Annotated in this window: 16 protein-coding genes; 4 read left to right on the top strand and 12 right to left on the bottom strand. The window is 63.0% G+C overall.

Features of this window, described 5'->3' with window-relative positions:
• Nucleotides 1-25: 25 nt before the first annotated feature.
• The 7 genes from D779_RS22100 to D779_RS05205 all read right to left on the bottom strand — a co-directional run bounded on the left by D779_RS22100 (nt 26) and on the right by D779_RS05205 (nt 6,530).
• Entirely contained in the window at nt 26-637 is a 612-nt protein-coding gene (locus D779_RS22100; RefSeq protein ID WP_157726321.1) for a hypothetical protein, read from the bottom strand.
• Between the two features lie 140 nt (nt 638-777).
• On the bottom strand, nt 778-1,713 hold the full coding sequence (locus D779_RS20950; RefSeq protein ID WP_052347855.1) for a toll/interleukin-1 receptor domain-containing protein: 936 nt from the start codon (nt 1,711-1,713) through the stop codon (nt 778-780).
• 381 nt (nt 1,714-2,094) lie between these two features.
• Nucleotides 2,095-2,826, bottom strand: coding sequence for a thioesterase II family protein (locus D779_RS05225; RefSeq protein WP_043750499.1), 732 nt, complete (start codon nt 2,824-2,826; stop codon nt 2,095-2,097).
• Nucleotides 2,823-3,962, bottom strand: coding sequence for a prohibitin family protein (locus tag D779_RS05220; protein ID WP_081763338.1), 1,140 nt, complete (start codon nt 3,960-3,962; stop codon nt 2,823-2,825). The genes D779_RS05225 and D779_RS05220 overlap by 4 nt, the downstream gene beginning before the upstream one ends.
• The gene (locus D779_RS05215; protein WP_043750497.1) at nt 3,950-5,674 is read right to left on the bottom strand and encodes an ATP-binding cassette domain-containing protein; all 1,725 of its coding nucleotides are present in this window, start codon (nt 5,672-5,674) and stop codon (nt 3,950-3,952) included. The genes D779_RS05220 and D779_RS05215 overlap by 13 nt, the downstream gene beginning before the upstream one ends.
• A gap of 137 nt (nt 5,675-5,811) precedes the next feature.
• On the bottom strand, nt 5,812-6,024 hold the full coding sequence (locus tag D779_RS05210; RefSeq protein WP_043750496.1) for a hypothetical protein: 213 nt from the start codon (nt 6,022-6,024) through the stop codon (nt 5,812-5,814).
• Between the two features lie 11 nt (nt 6,025-6,035).
• A complete protein-coding gene (locus tag D779_RS05205) occupies nt 6,036-6,530 on the bottom strand; it encodes a DUF697 domain-containing protein (protein ID WP_269747369.1) in 495 nt (164 codons plus the stop codon).
• A gap of 388 nt (nt 6,531-6,918) precedes the next feature.
• On the opposite strand from D779_RS05205, the gene D779_RS22095 reads away from it, so the two are divergent.
• Complete coding sequence (locus D779_RS22095) at nt 6,919-7,983, top strand: hypothetical protein (protein WP_043750494.1); 1,065 nt, start codon at nt 6,919-6,921, stop codon at nt 7,981-7,983.
• Nucleotides 7,984-8,170: 187 nt separating this feature from the next.
• Nucleotides 8,171-11,269: a serine hydrolase gene (locus tag D779_RS05195; RefSeq protein ID WP_043750491.1), complete on the top strand. Its 3,099-nt coding sequence runs from the start codon at nt 8,171-8,173 to the stop codon at nt 11,267-11,269.
• Here the strand turns inward: D779_RS05195 and D779_RS05190 are convergent.
• Nucleotides 11,224-12,333, bottom strand: coding sequence for a DNA-binding protein (locus tag D779_RS05190; protein WP_043750488.1), 1,110 nt, complete (start codon nt 12,331-12,333; stop codon nt 11,224-11,226). The genes D779_RS05195 and D779_RS05190 overlap by 46 nt on opposite strands.
• Before the next feature lie 180 nt (nt 12,334-12,513).
• On the opposite strand from D779_RS05190, the gene D779_RS05185 reads away from it, so the two are divergent.
• Nucleotides 12,514-13,527 (top strand): site-specific integrase, encoded by a 1,014-nt coding sequence (locus D779_RS05185; protein ID WP_052347852.1) that lies wholly within the window; start codon nt 12,514-12,516, stop codon nt 13,525-13,527.
• A 53-nt stretch (nt 13,528-13,580) separates the two neighbouring features.
• On the opposite strand, the gene D779_RS05180 is transcribed toward D779_RS05185, so the two are convergent.
• A complete protein-coding gene (locus tag D779_RS05180) occupies nt 13,581-13,799 on the bottom strand; it encodes an AbrB/MazE/SpoVT family DNA-binding domain-containing protein (protein ID WP_043750485.1) in 219 nt (72 codons plus the stop codon).
• A 94-nt stretch (nt 13,800-13,893) separates the two neighbouring features.
• On the opposite strand from D779_RS05180, the gene D779_RS21530 reads away from it, so the two are divergent.
• Nucleotides 13,894-14,178 carry a type II toxin-antitoxin system TacA family antitoxin gene (locus tag D779_RS21530; protein ID WP_081763335.1) on the top strand — a complete coding sequence of 95 codons (285 nt, stop codon included), beginning with the start codon at nt 13,894-13,896 and terminating at the stop codon, nt 14,176-14,178.
• Nucleotides 14,179-14,342: 164 nt separating this feature from the next.
• Here the strand turns inward: D779_RS21530 and D779_RS05170 are convergent, their stop codons facing one another.
• Genes D779_RS05170 through iorA form a run of 3 tightly spaced genes read right to left on the bottom strand, consistent with a single transcriptional unit; the run spans nt 14,343 to nt 18,056 of the window.
• Nucleotides 14,343-15,590 carry a phenylacetate--CoA ligase family protein gene (locus D779_RS05170; protein WP_198295669.1) on the bottom strand — a complete coding sequence of 416 codons (1,248 nt, stop codon included), beginning with the start codon at nt 15,588-15,590 and terminating at the stop codon, nt 14,343-14,345.
• Between the two features lie 40 nt (nt 15,591-15,630).
• The gene (locus D779_RS05165) at nt 15,631-16,227 is read right to left on the bottom strand and encodes an indolepyruvate oxidoreductase subunit beta (RefSeq protein ID WP_198295668.1); all 597 of its coding nucleotides are present in this window, start codon (nt 16,225-16,227) and stop codon (nt 15,631-15,633) included.
• Nucleotides 16,224-18,056: an indolepyruvate ferredoxin oxidoreductase subunit alpha gene (gene iorA, locus D779_RS05160; protein ID WP_043750474.1), complete on the bottom strand. Its 1,833-nt coding sequence runs from the start codon at nt 18,054-18,056 to the stop codon at nt 16,224-16,226. The genes D779_RS05165 and iorA overlap by 4 nt, the downstream gene beginning before the upstream one ends.
• Nucleotides 18,057-18,287 lie beyond the last annotated feature (231 nt).

The raw sequence follows: 18,287 nt of genomic DNA, 5'->3' as shown, positions 1-18,287 counted from the left end.
TCGGCTGGAGCGCTTTGTTGGCGCATTAGTCAAGATCGCGGTCGTATCCAATACTTTCCGCAACCGACCTGCGCAGTTCTCTTTCATACGGAATTCTTTTAAGCTCGGAAATAAATCTTTTGCAGTCATCCAATTCTTCGGGATTAGCTAATCGTTGTCGAACGTGATACATCGTCTGTTTTCTGTATAGATACATGGCGTCTGGCCATTGAAAATCAGTATGCCCTGCCACTCGCCAAAAATCGATCATGTTGAATTTTAGATATTTCCGAATTTCAATATTTGCGAAGAACTGTCGAGCAATTGGATAAACATTTCTCAAGTCTTCGTGCGAAAGGGATCGGTTTTTTAGCAATTGACCAGCGACAGAAAAACGATAAAGCAGAGCATCGATTTGTTGTTCTTCTTCCGAGTGCCGGAAACTGTGCAAATCGAATTTCCAATCTTCGTAGTCCAGCCTGTACCAGAATTTTCGTGTTAAAGGATCCTTTATGAATGAGTCAGTCAAGTCAAAAATAAACTTTGATCGATTAGTCTTGGAATTATAACGTAATGTAGCAACAGCAATGCTCCCTCCGATGATCACAAATAAACCGCTCACTGCTCTAAAACAATCCAGGATATCTTGTGAAATCATTGTTAATTGTTCTGCGCTGCGGCATTTCTGGTGCCAACGTTGAGGCTATAGCCCGATCCAAACCTGCGCCCCGCCAGAGCTTGAAGTCTCGCGCAGAAATCGCACGCAGTTTTGGGTCGAGCTGAGCCGCTTGTTGGCTTTTATCGGTAGTTAAAGGTCGCAATCATGGCGCGACATTCAGTGAATACTTCCTGGAAATCCTTCGCCCAAATTTCGCAAGTGATCAAGTAAATGCGGCCGTTGTGAATGCCAAAAACCTGGAAAGCAACGAAATCAACGCTGATATCCAAGTTCGATATACTGTAGGAGACGAATAAATAGTATCCAGGAAACGAGCCTAGGTAAGTGTCACCGTGTTCAATCACTTCCGCGTCGGGAAAGCGTGTCTGGAACTTCTCGAAGTAGGCAGCAGGTGTTTCCTTCATTTGCCTGAAAAATTCATCTGTATCGCCGGTGAAGTTGGCAACGTTAACGTGCATCACTGAAAGCTGTTCTTTCCCTTTGCGCTTCAGAAATAGCGTTGATTCGCCTGGTCCATCGGCGGGTTCCCAGTTGCTGAGGAAAGATATCTCATACCCGAGTTGAGTGTCGCGGTGCGTCTTGATGGGTAATCCCGTTTGGAGCTTGAGAACGGAATTAGCCAAACGAGTGCGTTTAATTTTGTCGAGGACGAGTTGCGCGAACTCTTCAGGCACTTTACGGCGCAGATCTATGTATCCGACCGTGTCACGAAGACCAGGTATTGCGGTGTCATCGAAACGGGCGGGCAAAATATACTCGGAGTTTTCTTTGAATGCTCTTTCTTGAGCGCTTTTTCGCTCGTGATTGGTCCACAATTTTGCCGCGTAGTGCTTCGATACGAACATTACGCAAAACCGAGCGGAATCCTTGTAGATGTGATCTAAGTGCTCGTACAAATCTTTTCCCCAAAGATCAACTTCCTCATATTCATCGTAGAAGATACGTGCGTCGCTCGCTTGGAGGCGTTGCGCAACTGCGGACACATATTCCCGATCCTCTCCGGCGAAGGATAAGCAGACGTCGTATTGGTAAGCCTCAAGCGGTTTCGTGGCCATGTTTCCCGGTAAGTGTGTTTCCCAAAGCCAACAATTGATTATACCGTTTCCGTGTAAATTAACACGTTTTGTGAGACGTATGACGCACATACCCTCACGTAGCATCATATCTTCCGTTTATCCTGCTTCCGACACTGTGACAAACAGAAGGGCGGATATCTGCCCGCCCCCTCCCGCCCTAGCTTTCGTCGAATTTCGAAGAAACCCTATTGCGGAAAATTACCCGCGCAGTCTATGCAGATCGTGACCTATGCACCGTCCACTGTCCAGGCGAGTCCGGATTCCAACGGACAATACTCCACCACCGAGCCGTGCAGGTCGTCTCTCAGCTTTACTCGTTTACCATTCATCAGGCGTCGGCCCTCAATGAATCGGTGTGTTTCACAGGGCTTTCGCGACGACCGCCGATCCATCCAGCACCTTGCGCATACCTTTCTCGACGGCGTTAAGCACGGCCAGCGGCTTGTCGCGTATGAAGAAATGCCCATCGTCGATCAGGATCTGATCGAAGCTCGCATCCGTAGCCTGCCGCCATTCGCTCATCGCCGAGGGGCTCGCGATCGGATCCTGGCAGCCGGACAGGACCACCAGTGGCACGGGCAGGGTTCTGCCCTCCTCGGGAGGCGAATAGGTTTCGACCAAACGGAAATCCGCCCTCAGCACCGGCAGGAAGGTCTCCCAGAGTTCGGGATGCTGGTCGAAGGGGAATCGGTGCGGATCGTAGGTCCGCAGTTGCTCGCGCATGCCGGCCTCGTCGAGGCGGTGCAATGGATGGGGGCGTTCGCGCCACGCGGGCAAGGTGGCCGAGACGAAGAGACAGACCGGCAGGGATCGGCCCTCCAGGAAACGGCGCCGCGCGAGCGCGTAGGCGACGCATCCGCCGAGCGAATGTCCGAACAGGGCGTAGGGGCGTCGCAGCGCGTCCGGCAGGGTCGCCTCGAGCCAGTCGAGCATGGGATCCATCTCACGAAACGGTGTCTCGTTGAATCGCGTCTCGCGTCCCGGGGGACAGACGGCATGCATACGGACACCCATCCGGGAGGCCTCCTTCTCCCAGGGCCGGAACACATTGGCGCCCCCTCCGGCATAGGGCAGACAAATCAAGTCGATCATGGCTGCTCGATCGGTACACCTCGGGATTGAGTCGGCGGGCTCTTCTGGGACGGAATATCACCGGTCCGATCCGCCGGCTCCGTGGGAGTGGCCGGAGGATTCCCGGTCTCGAGATCGGAACCATCGGGATTCGAGACCGGCTGGCTGGGATCTGGGGTCTCTCGCGTCTCCGGCAGGGACGGATCCGGGATCTTCCCATCGAAGACATCGGGAACCGCCGCCGGAACTGACGCCATCTCCGCTGGGAGTTCGGTCCTGGTGTCGAGAATCAGGGGCAGACCGTTCGCCGAGTTGCCGATGACCACCACCTTGGTGTTCTTGGACTCGGCCAGCTTGAGCGTCGCCTCGATCCCCCTCCAGCGCAGATAGCTCTCGGAGATGGCCGGCGTGACGATCTCCTGGAAGCGACGGATACCCTGGGCCTCGATGGCCTTGCGGTCGCTCTCGTACTTTTCGCGCTTGGCGCGAAAGGCATATTCCTGGACCTTCTGTGCCTGTTCGAGCTTCTGCTCGATCGCGGCACGCAACTGAGGCGGCAGCTTGACGCGCTTGATCAGGACATCCTCGAGATTGATGAGGTTGTCGTCGTCGGCCTCGGTCGCCCGGTGCGATCCGATCCCGTTCGGATGGTTCTGAGACACGATATCCCGGTAGATCTCGTCCTGAACCGAGCCGCGCTCGACGCTGAACAGCTTGTCCGCGTCGTGCCGCGCGATGACCTCCCGGGCCACCGATCCGACGACGGGAATCAGGAGCGTGTTCAGATAGTTCGGTCCGATGTTCTCGTTGAGCTCGACGATCCCGGCCCGTTGCGCGCGCCAGCGGAAGGTCAGGGTGATCTCCAGATGCAGGCCGTCGCGCGACACCACCTCGTAGGCCTGGTCGCTCGACTGCAGCCTGACGTCATAGGTGTAGAACTTGTCCCAAGGCAGGATGATGTGCAGACCTTCGGACATGGGGCCGAGCGATCGGCGCTCGCCCCCCCAGAACAGACGGTGCCAGACGATGCTCGCGTGTCCGACCGGCGTCGTGAAGACCATCCGATTCCAGAGGATGATGACGGCGAAGACCATGACCAGGACGGCAAAGGCCATCCCGTTGGTCAGACGTCGTCTTCGCTTGCTCACTGTCGCCATGCTTCGCCGTCCTCGGTGATGCGTCCTTCGGCCATGTGCAGTCGGCGGTCGCAGCAGTCGAAATAGCTGTCGTCGTGCGTGACCGCCAGTATCGTCAGACCTTCCGCCTTCAGACGTGGCAGGATCTCATGATAGAAGCGTCGGCGTGTCGCGGGATCCTGATCCGCCGCCCATTCGTCGAGCACCAGGATCTGGCGCTGCTCGGCGAGCGCCAGGGCCAGCCCCACGCGTTTCTTCTGGCCGGTCGAGAGCGCATTGGCGTCGATGAAGCCGAGATCGTCGCCGAGCTTGTGCCGAATGTCGAACTCGACCAGCCACTGCTCCAGGCGTTCGAGACCGGCATCGTCCAGGCCATAGGGATGCTGGAAGACATGGAAATCGGAGAAGACGCTCGCGAAGAGATTGCGGTAGGACTGCGGGGGATAGTGCGCCAGACGTTCGCCATTGAGCCGCATGGCGCCCTCGTGACGCGGATAGAGACCCGTGATGATCCGCAGCAGCGTCGTCTTTCCGGAGCCGTTGCCGCCGGTCACGAAGAGGATCTCGCCCTTTTGCAATTGCAGATCGATGTCGCGGATCGAAAAACCGTTCTCGCCGGCATGCGAATAGGACAGGGATTCGAGCCTCAGCTCCTGGAAGGCGGGAACGCGGCCATTGGAGCGATCGGAGTCGTGCCGATCGGCGAGCGCCTCGACCCGGTCCTGGAAGGCACCGATCTCGGCGAGCGCGAAGCGCGCCGTGGTGACCTGCTGAAAGGTCTGGACGACGCTGCTGATCGGCCCCAGCAGGAAGATGACCGCGACGACGATGCGAGAGATATCGGTCTGCTCCACCCCGGTGATGAGTGGCAGGACGAAGACGACGGCGCCGGCCATCAGATAGGAGGCCGAGTTGCCGGTCGCCAGCATGGATGCGAAATGGGCCGCCGCGTTGCTGCGGCATATGGCCAGTTCCTCGGAGCGCTCGATCATGTCGTTCTGGAACGCCGAGCGCTTGTCGGGATTGAGGCGGAGTTCCTTCTTGCCCCGCACCAGCCCTTCGGCCAGGTCGCGAAAGGCCTCCTCGGAGCGGACGGCCAGCGACAGATCCTCGTCGAGACGGCTCCGGCTCGCCAGAAAGCCCATCACCGTCACGGCGACCACGACGGTGGTCAGGGCCGCGGCCATCGGCGAGAGGATCACCAGGTATCCAAACATGAACACCAGGAGGACGACGCCCTCGACGCCGGCGACGATGGGGACGAGCGTCTGGGACAGGGTTCCGTAGTGGGCGCCGATCCCATCAATGACGCTCCGCAGACCGAGCGCCTGGACGTCTTCGAGCGAGAGGCGCAGGACGTTTCGGGTCGTCGACAGACGACGCTCGTGCAGGGCGAGTTCGATCGCCTGGGTCGCCTCGCGGATCAGGTAGTTCTGGGACCAGCGATAGATGACGAGCAGGGCCAGGAAGCCAAAGGCGATCAGGTCCGAATAGCCGTGGTATTCGACCTCGCGCGCCTCGGCATTGAGCAGCAGCAGAACGGCGGTCCCGCAGACCGCAGACAGCAGCGCGACCAGGGAGAGATTGAGGATACCGCCATCGTCCAGTCCGCCGATCAGACCCCGCCAGACCCCGGGACGCCGCCTCTTGGCGCGCGTCCCCACCTCGCCGAAGAGTGCGAGCAGGCGGTCACCGAGTGAGGCCGAGCCTTCGGCCCTATCTTCCCGGCGCATGCCGCGGACCAGCCGTTGCGCTGAATTCGATCATGGGGACGGATCCCGAAGGGTTCGTCGGCCGATCGGCCGTCGACCATGGGCTGGAGAGATGGACGCTCGGCGATCGCGTGGTCACCACCGAGGCGATCCGGCGCCTATCGCTTGCGGGCTTGACGAGGGGGCATCGGCGACTTGGCACTTCCCTGCATATCCTTCGGGCTCGTGAGCAATACCACCAATGCCATCACGATCGGGGAGATCATCAGCGACAGCAGAAAGGTTCCGGAGAAGCCAATGATCCGATCCCGGCCCAAGACACCGACATAGACGCAGAAGGCGACATAGAGGATGACCAGGATCAGATACATGGGCCGGACGGCTACTTGGACTTAGCGGAGTCGAACTCCTTCTTGAGATCGTCCTTGACGGCATCGACGCTGAAATCGCCGATCGAGCCACCGCCCTCGAAGTGGCGGACGAAGATCTTGCCGATCGCATAGGTCGCGGCGGCGGCGAAGGCGGCCAGACCGGCGCTGCCGAGCAGGGTGCCCGACATGGGGATCACCTTCAGCGAAGAGCCCAGCAGGCTGGCGCTGATCGCGGCCGGGGCCAGGGTGCCGAGCAAGGCCGAGATCAGGCCCTTCAGGGTCTCCTTGTCCGCGTCCTCGCCGTAGGCGGCGGCCAGGCGGCGCACCATCTCGACCTGGACCGCACCGATGGCGAGCAGATCGAGATAGGGAACGGGCACGACAGCCGCCGCGGCAGACCAGCTCACCGAGGACGAAATGATCTTGGATACGCGGTCTTGATGACTGACATTCTCTGGCGTTTCAGCCTGGACATCTTCTTGTGTCGGATTCGCGGCGGCAACCATGGGAGGAACCTCCATGCGGAATGACGTGGGATGAGTGAGTCGAGACGTGTGCAGCCCGAGTATAGCATGGGATTTTTCATGGCCATGTTCGCCCTCGCGGATAGCCTCGCGACCCGACCGAAGGCATTCGCCGCATCCTGCGGCTGGCACCCCTGGCCTTCATGATCTACAGTCAGCCTGAACGCAATCTCATTCGAGACGCGATTCGATCGGCCTACCCGCCGCGATCGGCGGATAACGCCTTCACATATCGACCAGCCCCCTGTCATAAGAGGCAGGTATGAGGGACTCTCCCAAAAGAAGGAGAGCAGGTCGTACCCCTGCCAATACCACCAGACGGCAAGTCGACGCCTGTCGATCGGCCTCTGGCCGTACCCTGAACAGGCGCATGATCAAGCCCGTCGGCAGGAAGCTTCTCGGTCATCTCCAGCGTGTGGCAAGGCCCGCGGTTCTCGCGTTGGTCGCGCTCCCCTCGCCCTCTGGAATCTTCGCCAAGGAGACCAAGGAACCGCATGGCTTCGACTGGGCCGTCTCCGTCGAGACCGACCTGGATCTGGCCCTCAACCAGGCGGCCACGAACGACGGCGATATCGAGCTGTTCGTCCTGGGGCAGTGGTATTTTCCCAATCGCACGAAGCTCTACGCCCTCTACGGCAACGAGGTCGACTACAACGAGACCCCCGACGGATCCCAGTTCAGTCCCCCGAGCCATGTCCTCTACGAGCTCTACGCCGAATACGATTCGGCCAGCATCGCGCTGCGCATGGGCAAGATCGAACCGTCCTTCGGCAACAGCTGGACCCAGGCGAAGGGGGTGGCGGCATCCTATCTCTCCGAGGACTTCGAACTCACGGAGTGCCTTGGCGCGGCCCTGACCCGCAAGACCGGGCGATCCTCATTGAGTCTGTCGCTGTTCCTGGCCGCCGACAACGTCTTTCCCGCCGATGCCGTCTGCAAATTGGGCAAGAACGTCTCCTTCGACGCGGTCGGATCCTATCCAACCGGCAATCTGAGCAATCTTTCACTGCAATGGAATCGCACGATTCCGAAAGGCAGCCTGCATCTAGGGGCAAGATATCTGCCCGGCGTGGATGCATCGGAGGAGGATGAAGCCGGAGGCGTTGCCGGTCTATTGCGGCGGTTCGGCGATGCCTGGTCATTCTATGCCGAAATCGCCGCCTTCGACGGCTATCAAGGCACGAGCCAGCGCGCCCAATACGGTGTCCTCAATACCGCCTATCGGCAAGGGAATCTCACCTATTCACTGACCTATGCCTATCGCCGTCTGTCACAGAGCGGCAATACGTCGCTGGTATCGCTCGGCCTCGACCTCGATTGGCACCGCGGAATCAAGCTGCAGACCGGGATATCCATGGTCGCGACCTCCGGGAGGCCCGAAGGCTACCTCTCATTCGACCTCATCATTCCATTGCGCCTGCCAAAGTATGGCTAACGCAGGCGCCGATCATAAGTCCGACAAAGCGCCGATGGTCCGCACAGCGGACCCTACCGCTGCGGGCTCTTGTAGGGTCCGCTATGCGGACCGTCTGCGGAATGATCGGGGTTGTGATCAAAGCCCGGCCCGCATATCCAAGGCATTCGACGGTCAATCTCCACCACCGCGAGAGAGCAGATTCACTATGAACGGACATCATGACAGACGCGACGCGCTCGGAACGGCCTTGGCATTGGCGATGTGCAGCGGTGCCGCCGGGGCTCAGGACGCCGACACCTTCTCCAGCTACCTGGACATCGCGCAGGACGCGCTCGTCGGACAGCACGGGTTCTACGGCGTGACCTCGGCGATCGAGTTCGGGGACGGGACCCGCTGGAGCCATGCGACCGGGACGACGGGGCCGGCCAGCGCATCCCAGGGCGGGCGGGCGCTGACGGTAAACGACCGCTTCCACATCGGCAGTCAGACCAAGACCTATACCGGAACCGTGGTGCTCCAATACGTCGGCGAGGGCGTCGTCGGTCTCGACGACACGCTGCAGGAATGGTACGAGCGCCAGCCCGAGGCCACGAGCGCGCTCGGCGTGATGACGCAGCAGCAGCGCGAGACCTTCACCGTTCGCGACCTCATCTCCATGCGTAGCGGCATCCCGGAATATCTGTCGGGCGAGGATCCGAACCATCCGGGCACGACCATCCTGACGACCTGGAACGATCGGAATGGCGACTACGACCTGACCCGCGCGCAACTGGTCGCCGCGGCGCTCGCCGAGGGATCGACCATGACGCCAGGGGATCAGAGCACCTTCGAGTACTCCAACACCAACTTCACCCTGGCTGGAATCATCGCCGAGGCCGCCAGCTGCGAGGCGGGAGACTGCAAGAGCATCGAGGAACTCATCACCGAGCGCGTGATCGAGCCACTTGGCCTGACCGACACCCTCTACCCCACGGGCACCGAATGGGGATCGGACCAGCACACGAACGGGACCTGGAACGATTACGGCGACCTGACCGATTTCACCTTCACGACGCCCTCGGTGCCCAACTCGGCCGGCGCCATGATCTCGAACGTCCAGGATCAGCTGGATTGGCTGATCGAGCTGACGACGAACCGTGACGGCATCCTGGACCCGGAGGTCTTCGCCGAGCGTCTGCGCAACACCCACATCATGAACGGCGACGTCGGCATCATCGAGGCCGGCTACGGCTTCGCCATCTATGGTCAGCACAGCACCGAGACCGGCGTCTTCATGCTGGGCCACGGCGGCGAGCTGAGCGGCTACCAGACCCTGATGTTCCACTTCCCCGGCGACCCGAGCACCACGGAGGACGACCTCTTCATCGTCTCCGACGTCAACACCTTCCTGAGCTTTCCCGCCGATCGCCAGTTCACGCCCGCCGACATCAACGACTACTACTACGACCTGCAGGAGACGGTCGCCATCCTCGACGCCTTTCTGAGCGACCCGAACGGCTGCACCACCTCGGACGCAGGCACCAGCTGCCGAGGCACCACGGTCTCCGATCAGCTGCGCGACATGACGCGGTCCTTCACCGTCGAACCCTCGGGATACCGCTGGGTGAACGCGGACATCGGCTTCGACGCGCCCGTGCCCACCTATGTCTTCTACGGGCACGACACGACGGCCACCCGCATGACCGACGGCAGGATCCTGATCGAGGACCAGGGCATACTCAAGGGCTATGGCAACGACCTGACCCTGATCCGGCTCGAAGGAAGCGCAAACACCGTCCGCGTCAACGGCGAGATCGAAACCATCGGGGCCAATGCGGTCGCGATCGACGCCAGCAGCCCGTCCAACGATCGCATCAGCATCGGCACCGGCGGCACGCTGAGCGGCGATATCCTCATCACCCGGGGATCCGATCGGCTCCAGGTCGAGGGCGTGGTCACGGGCGATGTCTCCACGGGCGTCGATTCGCGCGTCTTGGGCAACGGACGAATCAACGGCCTCGTCTCGGGCTCCGGCACCATCACCCCCGGCGACCGCACCCAGGTCGGAACCCTGACCGTCACCCGCTACGAGGCCGCCGACGGGACCCTGGAGATCGATGTCGACGGCGCCGCGAGCCGCGCGGACAGACTCGCGGTCGTCGAGCAAACCGCGACCACGGAGGACTACGCGGTCGCGGACACGGGCGTTGCGATCCTCGACGCGGGAACGCTGCGCTTGCGGGGGACCGCGCCCGAGGGAGACGTCCAGCTCCCCATCCTCACGGCCGCCAACGGCATCAGCGGCCGCTTCGCCAGCATCGAAGGCCCCGGCGGCATGCTCGTGGTACCGGGCCGTACCGCCGTGGACGTCCTCAATTCCGCCAGCGGAGTGACCCTGGCGAGCACCAGCCCGGCCGTCTTCGACGGATCCGCCGAAACGGCCTATCGAGGCTCGCTCGCCGTCATGGACGGCGTGTTCGGCTTCGCGAGGACCCGTCTCGCGGACCATTCCGACCAGATATCCGGATTCGTCACCGCGCTCGGAGACGACTACGCGTTCGACGACACGGATAGCGTGTCCGGCTATGACGTCTGGATCGGCGGGATGCAGGCGGGCCTCGGCGGTCCGCTCGGCGACCGGGGCATCTGGGCGCTGTCGCTGGCCAAGACCTCCGAGCGCGCCAAGATCGACGACACGCGTCTGGAACAGCGGCTCGACACCTCCATGATCGGCATCGCGGCCGGGCTCGATCTGGGTGTCGTGGACCTGACGCTGGGCGCGAACTATGGCTTCGGCGACATCGACTATCTGCGCGATCTCGGGGCTGCGACGGCGAAGGGCGAGACCGACCACGAGCGCTGGAGCCTGGGACTGGAGGTGTCGCGCGACCAGGTCATCCGGGGCTGGAACTGGACCTGGCTCGCCAATCTCACCTACATGCGGGGCAGCGAGGCGTCGTTCACCGAGACCAGCGGACAAGGCGGGATCCCGGCGCGGTTCGGCGGACGCGATTACGAACGCCTGCGCCTCGGCATCGGCGCTATGGCCTATGTCGAACCCAGCCTCCAGCGACTGGCGCCCAGCGTCAGCCTCGACCTGTTCCAGCATCTGGATCTGGACGACTCGGATATCGCCTACTGGTACGACGCCAGCGGGCACGGAACATTGCGGGGACGTTCGGCGGACAGCCCCGAGGCCAGATTGACGGCCGGCCTCTCCTACCGACTGAGCAAGAACGCGATGATCCAGGCCAAGGTCTACGTGAGCGGCGGCGACGACTACTCCAATGTCGGCTTCACGTCCGGGGTCGACTTCGTCTTCTGAGTCGCATCCGGTCCATCGTTGGCATCCTTGTCCTGGGTCTTCACAGCCTCTCGCTCGCCCAGGCGCGCCATGGCCTGCTGGAAGAAGCGTTCGATCTCGGACCGATCCGATCTGAGCGCCGAGACCTGGTCCCGCAGGATCCGGTTCTCGGCGTCCAGCCGCTCGGACTGGAGACGCAGCCCATGCGAGGTCTCCGCCAACTCGGCCAATTCGCGCTCCTTGGCTCCGAGCGTCTCGCGCCATGCCGCGATCTCTTCCCGATCGCGGGCACTCTCGGCCTCCAGACGCTCGATTCGACGCGACAGATCGGCCGACTGGGCTAGAGCATGCTCGCGGGACTCGGTCTCCGTCCTCAGCCGTGATTCGAGTTCCGACCGCTCCCGCTCGGCCCGTTCGAGCAGCAGATCCTGGCGGACCTTCGCATCCCGCGTCTCGGCGAGCGTCCTGGTCAGCGTCTCCTTCTCGGCGTTCGCCGCCTTGAGCGCCTGACGCGCGGCGTCGATCTCCTTCAGCCAGGCGGCCTGGTCGCGCTCCCTCCCCTCGCGCTCGACCTCCAGTAGTTCGCCGAGCTGATCCCTTCGAGCCACCAGCCGGGCGGATTCCTCTTCGAGGGACTGGATACGCTGCGACCGCTCCTCCAGAGTCAGCTCCTGCTCGGCAATCCGCGCCACCTGTCGCGCCGCCAGCGCCCGCTGCTCATCGGCCAGCCGCTCGCGGCGCTCCAGTTCCTCGCGCAGCTCATTCAATTCCCGGCGCAAGCCTTCCTTCTCCGTTTCCAGAGTGCCGATCCGCTCCTCGAAACCGGCCCGCTCCGACTGCCATTGCCGCCCCGCCTCGACGACCGCCTGCGACCAGATCGCATTCACCGGCTCGACCAGGGACTCGGGCAGGCGCGGCTCGCACAGCCGCGCGCCGACCTCGCCCCAGAAGTCGTCCAGCGCAGCCAGTATCGTCTGCTGCGCCCCCTGGCCGATCGCGGCACGGACGCGATCGGCGGTCGGTCGCTCGCCCTTCTGCAACAGCTTGAACGCCGCTTCTTTCGTCAGGATTCGCGTGGTGCTCATGGTCGATGATCCCGAAATAGATAAAAACACTAAAATATGGTGATTAATATATCAGTGTTTTTCGCTGATATGGGAATATTTAGTTTCGATAACACCCATTCTCGTAACTTATCTGTATATTGAGTCCCTGTTTCGGCACAATCTCCTTGGCGGCGGGCGAATCACAGGAACGGGGGCAGGATGAGATCGAAAGAAGGTGGCGTCAGCGAAACCCAAGGCGCACTGCTCGGATTGGAGGACGAAACATCCGAGCTGGAGCATCACCAAGGGACGCTGAACGCGGATGACAGGGAGATGCTGGGGCGCTATTTCGCCGCCCGTCACGCGGACTCGACCGTGCGCGCCTATCGCTCGGATTGGGCGATCTTCACCGCCTGGTGCGCGACCCGGGATCTCGCATCACTGCCGGCCAGCGCGGAGACCATCTCGGCCTTTCTGGCTAGCGAAGCGGAATCGGGCCGCCGAATCAGCACCTTGCACCGGCGCGTGGCGGCCATCCGGCTGGCGCACCGGCTGTGCGGACATGAGCCCAAGACGGATTCGGAGCTGGTTCGCGGAACCCTGAAAGGCATCGCACGCACCCACGGATCGGCACCGAGACAGAAGGCCCCCGCCCTCTCCGATCAGCTGCGTACCATGGTCGACAGCCTGGATTGCACTCGGCTACAAGGACTCCGAGATAGGGCGATCCTGACGCTCGGCTTCGCCGGGGCCTTTCGGCGCTCGGAACTGGCGGCACTGAGGATCGAGGACCTGGAAGAGGTCGCGGGAGGATTCCGGGTGCATGTGCGCCGCTCGAAGACGGACGCGGAGGGATTGGGACAGGTGGTGCCCGTGATTCGCGGCCGGGACTATTGCCCGGTGCGCGCCGTTCAGGACTGGCTAAGGACCGCCGGGATCCGGGAGGGCCATGTCTATCGGCGGCTCTATCGGGGAGACCGAGTCGGTGAGGCGCCCCTGAGCGCCCACAGCATCGCCGCCGTGGTCAAACGCTGCGCCGAGGCCGTCGGACTGGATCCGGCCGAGTATGCGGGACACAGCCTGAGATCGGGATTCATGACCTCGGCGGCGCTCTCCAAGGCCAGTCTGTTCAAGATGATGGAGGTCTCGCGGCACAAGGATCCCAAGACCGTGATGATCTATGTCCGCCGCAGCGCCGAGTTCGAGGATCACGCAGGGGATGGGCTATTGTAGGAGGTACCGCAGCGCTAACAGCACGATGTTGGTGTCGAGAACGACCCTGCGCATCACCGCCGTGCCCAGGCGACCGCATCCTTGACATCCTGCTCGGTAATTCCGAGCTTCTCCAGCTTCTCACGCACGGCGTGGACCTTCTGGACCCGTACTGGCGTCAGGACGATTCGGCCAGCCTCGACGGTCACGTCGAAATACTCCGCGGCATCCACGCCGGATACGGCCGCCTTGGGCAGCGTGATCTGGTTCTTTGACGTGAGCTTGGCGAGCATGGGAGTCTCCTGGAAATACCAAGGAAAACATATTTCCTTACATCATTCCGGACAAGCATGCTAGCCCAAAAACCATGTGGCAGAGAAAGCGAGGATGCCAAGAGAATCGACTCGAACGGCCCGCCTCGAGGCGCGAGTGTCTCCCGAGGTCCTGGCCGTGCTCCGCCACGCGGCGGAGCTTCAAGGACGCAGCCTCAGTGACTTTGTCGTGTCCGTGGCCCAAGACGCCGCCCATCGTGCCATCAAGGAGGCCAGCGTTATCCATCTGTCCGACCAGGATCAGCGCCAATTTGCGGAGTTGCTGCTGAATCCCCCGGAACCGACGGATGCCCTGAAACGCGCGGTGGAGGCCCATCAACGTCTGATTGGGCCTGTATGAAGAAGCCGGAGTTTGAGATCGCCCCCCTTGAGAAATCAGTTCAAGGCCTTTGAGTCCAATCCCCTTCAGCTCATCGCCCCTGTCGATACCTTCCGGAAACTGCTTACCGGATACTAGACTGCCGAGGCGACGGAGGCACGCGCCTCCGCCGGACTCGACCCGAATCAGTAGCGATTGTCGAACACCCTGGGCGTCTTCTTCTCGCTGCGCGGCAGATCGCCGATGGCGACCGCCTTGGGGACCACGCTGAGGCCGATCTTCTCGCGGCAGAGACGGCGCACCTCGGCCTCGACGCCTTCGAGATGCGCGCCCGGTAGGGTCTCGAAGAAGACGGTCATGACGTCCTTGCCCTCGAGATGGTCGATCATGATCTGGAACTCGCTGCTCGCCCCCTCGACCTTGTGCAGGATCTCGTCGATCAGGGCCGGGAAGACGATGACGCCCTTGACCTTCACCATGTCGTCGGTGCGCCCGAGGATGTCGCCGATGCGCGGGAAGGGCGAGCCGCAGGAGCACTCGCCCGGGATGAGGCGGGTCAGGTCGTGGGTGCGGTAGCGGATGAGGGGCGCGCCCTGCTTGCGCAATGTGGTGATGACCAGCTCGCCGACCTCGCCCTCGGGGACCGGCTTGCCGGTGTGCTGGTCGATGACCTCGAAATAGAGGAAGTCGTCCCAGTAGTGCATGCCGCACTCGTGGTCGCAGGAGATGCCGATGCCAGGGCCGTAGATCTCGGTCAGGCCGTAGATGTCGTAGAGCTGCACCCCGAGCTCGCTGGCGATGCGCTGACGCATCTTGTCGCTCCAGCGCTCCGAGCCGATGATGCCCTTGCGCAGATGGATGCGGTCGCCGATGCCGCGCCGGTCGATCTCCTCGGCCAGCAGCAGCGCATAGGACGAGGTCGCGCAGAGCACCGTGCTCTTGAGATCCGTCATCATCTTGAACTGGCGGTCGGTGTTGCCCGGACCGATGGGGATGACCATGGCACCAACCCGCTCGGCGCCGGCCTGGAAGCCGACCCCGGCCGTCCAGAGCCCGTATCCCGGGGTCACATGCACGCGGTCGGTGTTGGTGACGCCGGCCATGGTAAAGCAGCGGGCGAACATCTCGGCCCAGTCCGTCACGTCCTGCTGGGTGTAGGGGATGATGACCGGGGTGCCCGTGGTGCCCGACGAGGAATGGATGCGCACCACCTCCTCGTCCGGGACCGCCTGCAGACCGAGCGGATAGGCGTCGCGCAGATCGGCCTTCTCGCTGAAGGGCAGCTGCTCGAAGTCCTCCCAGCTGCGGATCCCGGCGAGATCGATGCCGGCGAATTTGTCGCGGTAGAAGGGGCTGCGCTCGGTGATGGAATGGAGCAGGCCCTGGATGGCGTCGAGCTGGGCCGGTTTCTTGAAAGTGGATTCTTCGCTCACGTGGATGTTCTCGGTCTCGCGTGGATGTCTGTGCCGGATCTCAGGCCGAGGCGCTGCGGGCGCCGGCGTGCAGGGCACGGATGTTCATGTCGACGAAGCGCTCGCGCACCGATTCGCGGATGGCGGTCTCGAACTGATCGAGACTGAAACCGAGGGCGCCGAGCCCCGCCGCCGCGCCGAGCAGCGCCACGTTGAGCACCTTCAGCGAGCCGATCTCGGCACAGATGGAGGCGCCGTCGATCACGGCCAGACGCGCGCCGCAGCCATCGAGCCGCTCCAGCATCGCCTGTCCGCTGTAGGCCGCGCTGGCCGGAGAGATAGCGACCGGCGCGACCGGCTGCGCATTGGTGACAACGGTGCCCCCCGGGCGCAGGAAGGCCAGGCTGCGCACCGCCTCTCCGGGCTCGAAACCGATCAGCACGTCCGCCATGCCCGGCGCCATCAGCGGCGAGGCGATGGGGGCGTCCGAGACCCGCACGTGGCTGACCACGGATCCGCCGCGCTGGGCCATGCCGATGGTCTCGGAGGTGCGGACCCGCAGCCCCGCGTCCATGGCCGCGCGCGCCACCAGCTTGGAGGCCAGCACGGTGCCCTGTCCGCCGACGCCGGCGATGATGATGTTGGTCTGCATGCTCATGCCCTCCCCTCCGTCGGTTCGACCCGCTCGATGGCATCGAAGGGGCACATCTGGGCGCAGAGATCGCAGCCGTAGCAGAGGTCGTCGTCGATCCGCATCTTGCCGTCCACCCGGCTGATGGCCGGACAGCCCAGACGGGTGATGCAGAGCTGACACTTGCAGGCGTCCTCGTTGACGACGTAGCGGGGACCGGACGAGGCGACATGGATGCAGGGCGCCTCGAAGATGAGCGCCGAGACGCCCTCGGCCGTGGCCTCGACCGCGCGCAGCACGGCGGCCTTGGCCGCGTCGTGGTTGAGCGGATCGCAGGACTCGACGTGCTTGACGCCGAGGCCGCGCAGCACGGTCGCGATGTCGATCTGCTGGGCGACCGCCCCCATCATGGTCTCGCCCGTCCCTGGATGCGGCTGCAGCCCGGTCATGGCGGTGGTGGAGTTGTCCAGCACCACCAGCACGATGGGAGTCTGGTTGTAGACGGCGTTGATGACGCCCGGGATGCCGGTATGGAAGAAGGTCGAGTCGCCGATGAAGGCGAAATGCACCGCGTCCGGTTCGACCACATGGAGCCCCTGGGCGACCGTGACGCTCGCGCCCATGCACAGACAGGTGTCCACCATGTCGAGCGGCTTGGCGTTGCCCAGGGTGTAGCAGCCGATGTCGCCGCCGAAGACCGCCTTGCGTTTGCGCATCGCCTCCTTGACCGCCAGGAAGGAGGCGCGGTGCGGACAGCCGGCGCAGAGCACGGGCGGACGCACGGGCGGCTCGGCGCCCTCGCCTGCGCTCGCCGAACAGTCGGCGGCCGGCGCGACCTCCAGCCCGAGGAATCCGGCCAGCGCCCGGGTCACCGAATCGACGCCGTTCTCGCCGGCCTGCTGGACGTGACCGGTGCCCTTGCCCAGCACGGTCACCGGGAGATGGCACTCGCCAGCCAGACGCAGCAGCTCGCGCTCGATGACCGGATCCAGTTCCTCGACCACCAGCACCTGGTCGAGCCCCTCCAGGAACTCGAGCGCGAGCCGGCGCGGGAATGGATGCGGCGTCGCGACCCGCAGCAGCCGGTGCTCGGGGACCGCGTCGCCCAGCGCGGCGAGCGCCTCGGCCACGTAGGCGCTGCTGATCCCCTGGGTGGCGATGCCGATCCGGCCCGACCCACTCACCGCGTTGAAGCGATAGTCCGAGAACTCCTCGGCGATCTGCGGCAGGCGCTGTTCGATCCGCAGATGGCTCTGATAGGCGAGCCGGGGGAAGATGACCCATTTGGGATCCTTGACGAAGCCGTCCGGCGCGGGCGGCGCGCTCAGATCGCCGACCTCGACCGGGGCGTTGCCGTGACAGACGCGGGTGGTCGGACGGAACAGCACCGGGGTTCCGTAGCGCTCGGAGAGCGCGAAGGCGTCGCCGATCATGGCGTAGGCCTCCTCGGGCGAGGCCGGATCGAAGACCGGCAGCTTGGAGAAGAGCCCGAAGGTCCGGGTGTCCTGCTCGGTCTGGGACGAGATGGGACCCGGGTCGTCGGCGACGACGATCACCATGCCGCCTTTGACGCCGACATAGGCCAGGCTCATCAAGGGGTCGGAGGCGACGTTCAGCCCGACCTGCTTCATGGTGACCAGGGTGCGCGCGCCGGCATAGGCCGCGCCGGCCGCCACCTCCAGGGCCACCTTCTCGTTGGTGGACCACTCGACATGGACGCGGCCCGGATTGCGCTGGGCCACGGTTGGAAGGATCTCGCTCGAGGGCGTGCCCGGATAGCCGGTGACCACGCCCACACCCGCGGCGATGGCACCCAGTGCGATCGCCTCGTTACCCATCAGAAACTCTGTTGCCACGCAGCATGCCCCCCAGGGGCTCGAAACGGTAGAACCAAGACCCCAGGAAACGCCGATCGTCGAGCTTCTCCCCCGGGCCACGACTGGCCCGCCATCGTCGCCGTACCTGAACGCATGACGATGGAGCGCCTCGACAATCGCCTTGTCGACGCGCGAGCCGGCCGAATGCCATGGATGCATCCGCCCGGCGCCTCCCGAGTGGAGCCGAGGCCAAAGCGAGCTAGTATATAC

The organism is Imhoffiella purpurea (assembly GCF_000585215.1).
In the GTDB taxonomy this organism is placed as follows: domain Bacteria; phylum Pseudomonadota; class Gammaproteobacteria; order Chromatiales; family Chromatiaceae; genus Imhoffiella; species Imhoffiella purpurea.
This window is presented reverse-complemented; position numbering and strand designations above follow the sequence as displayed.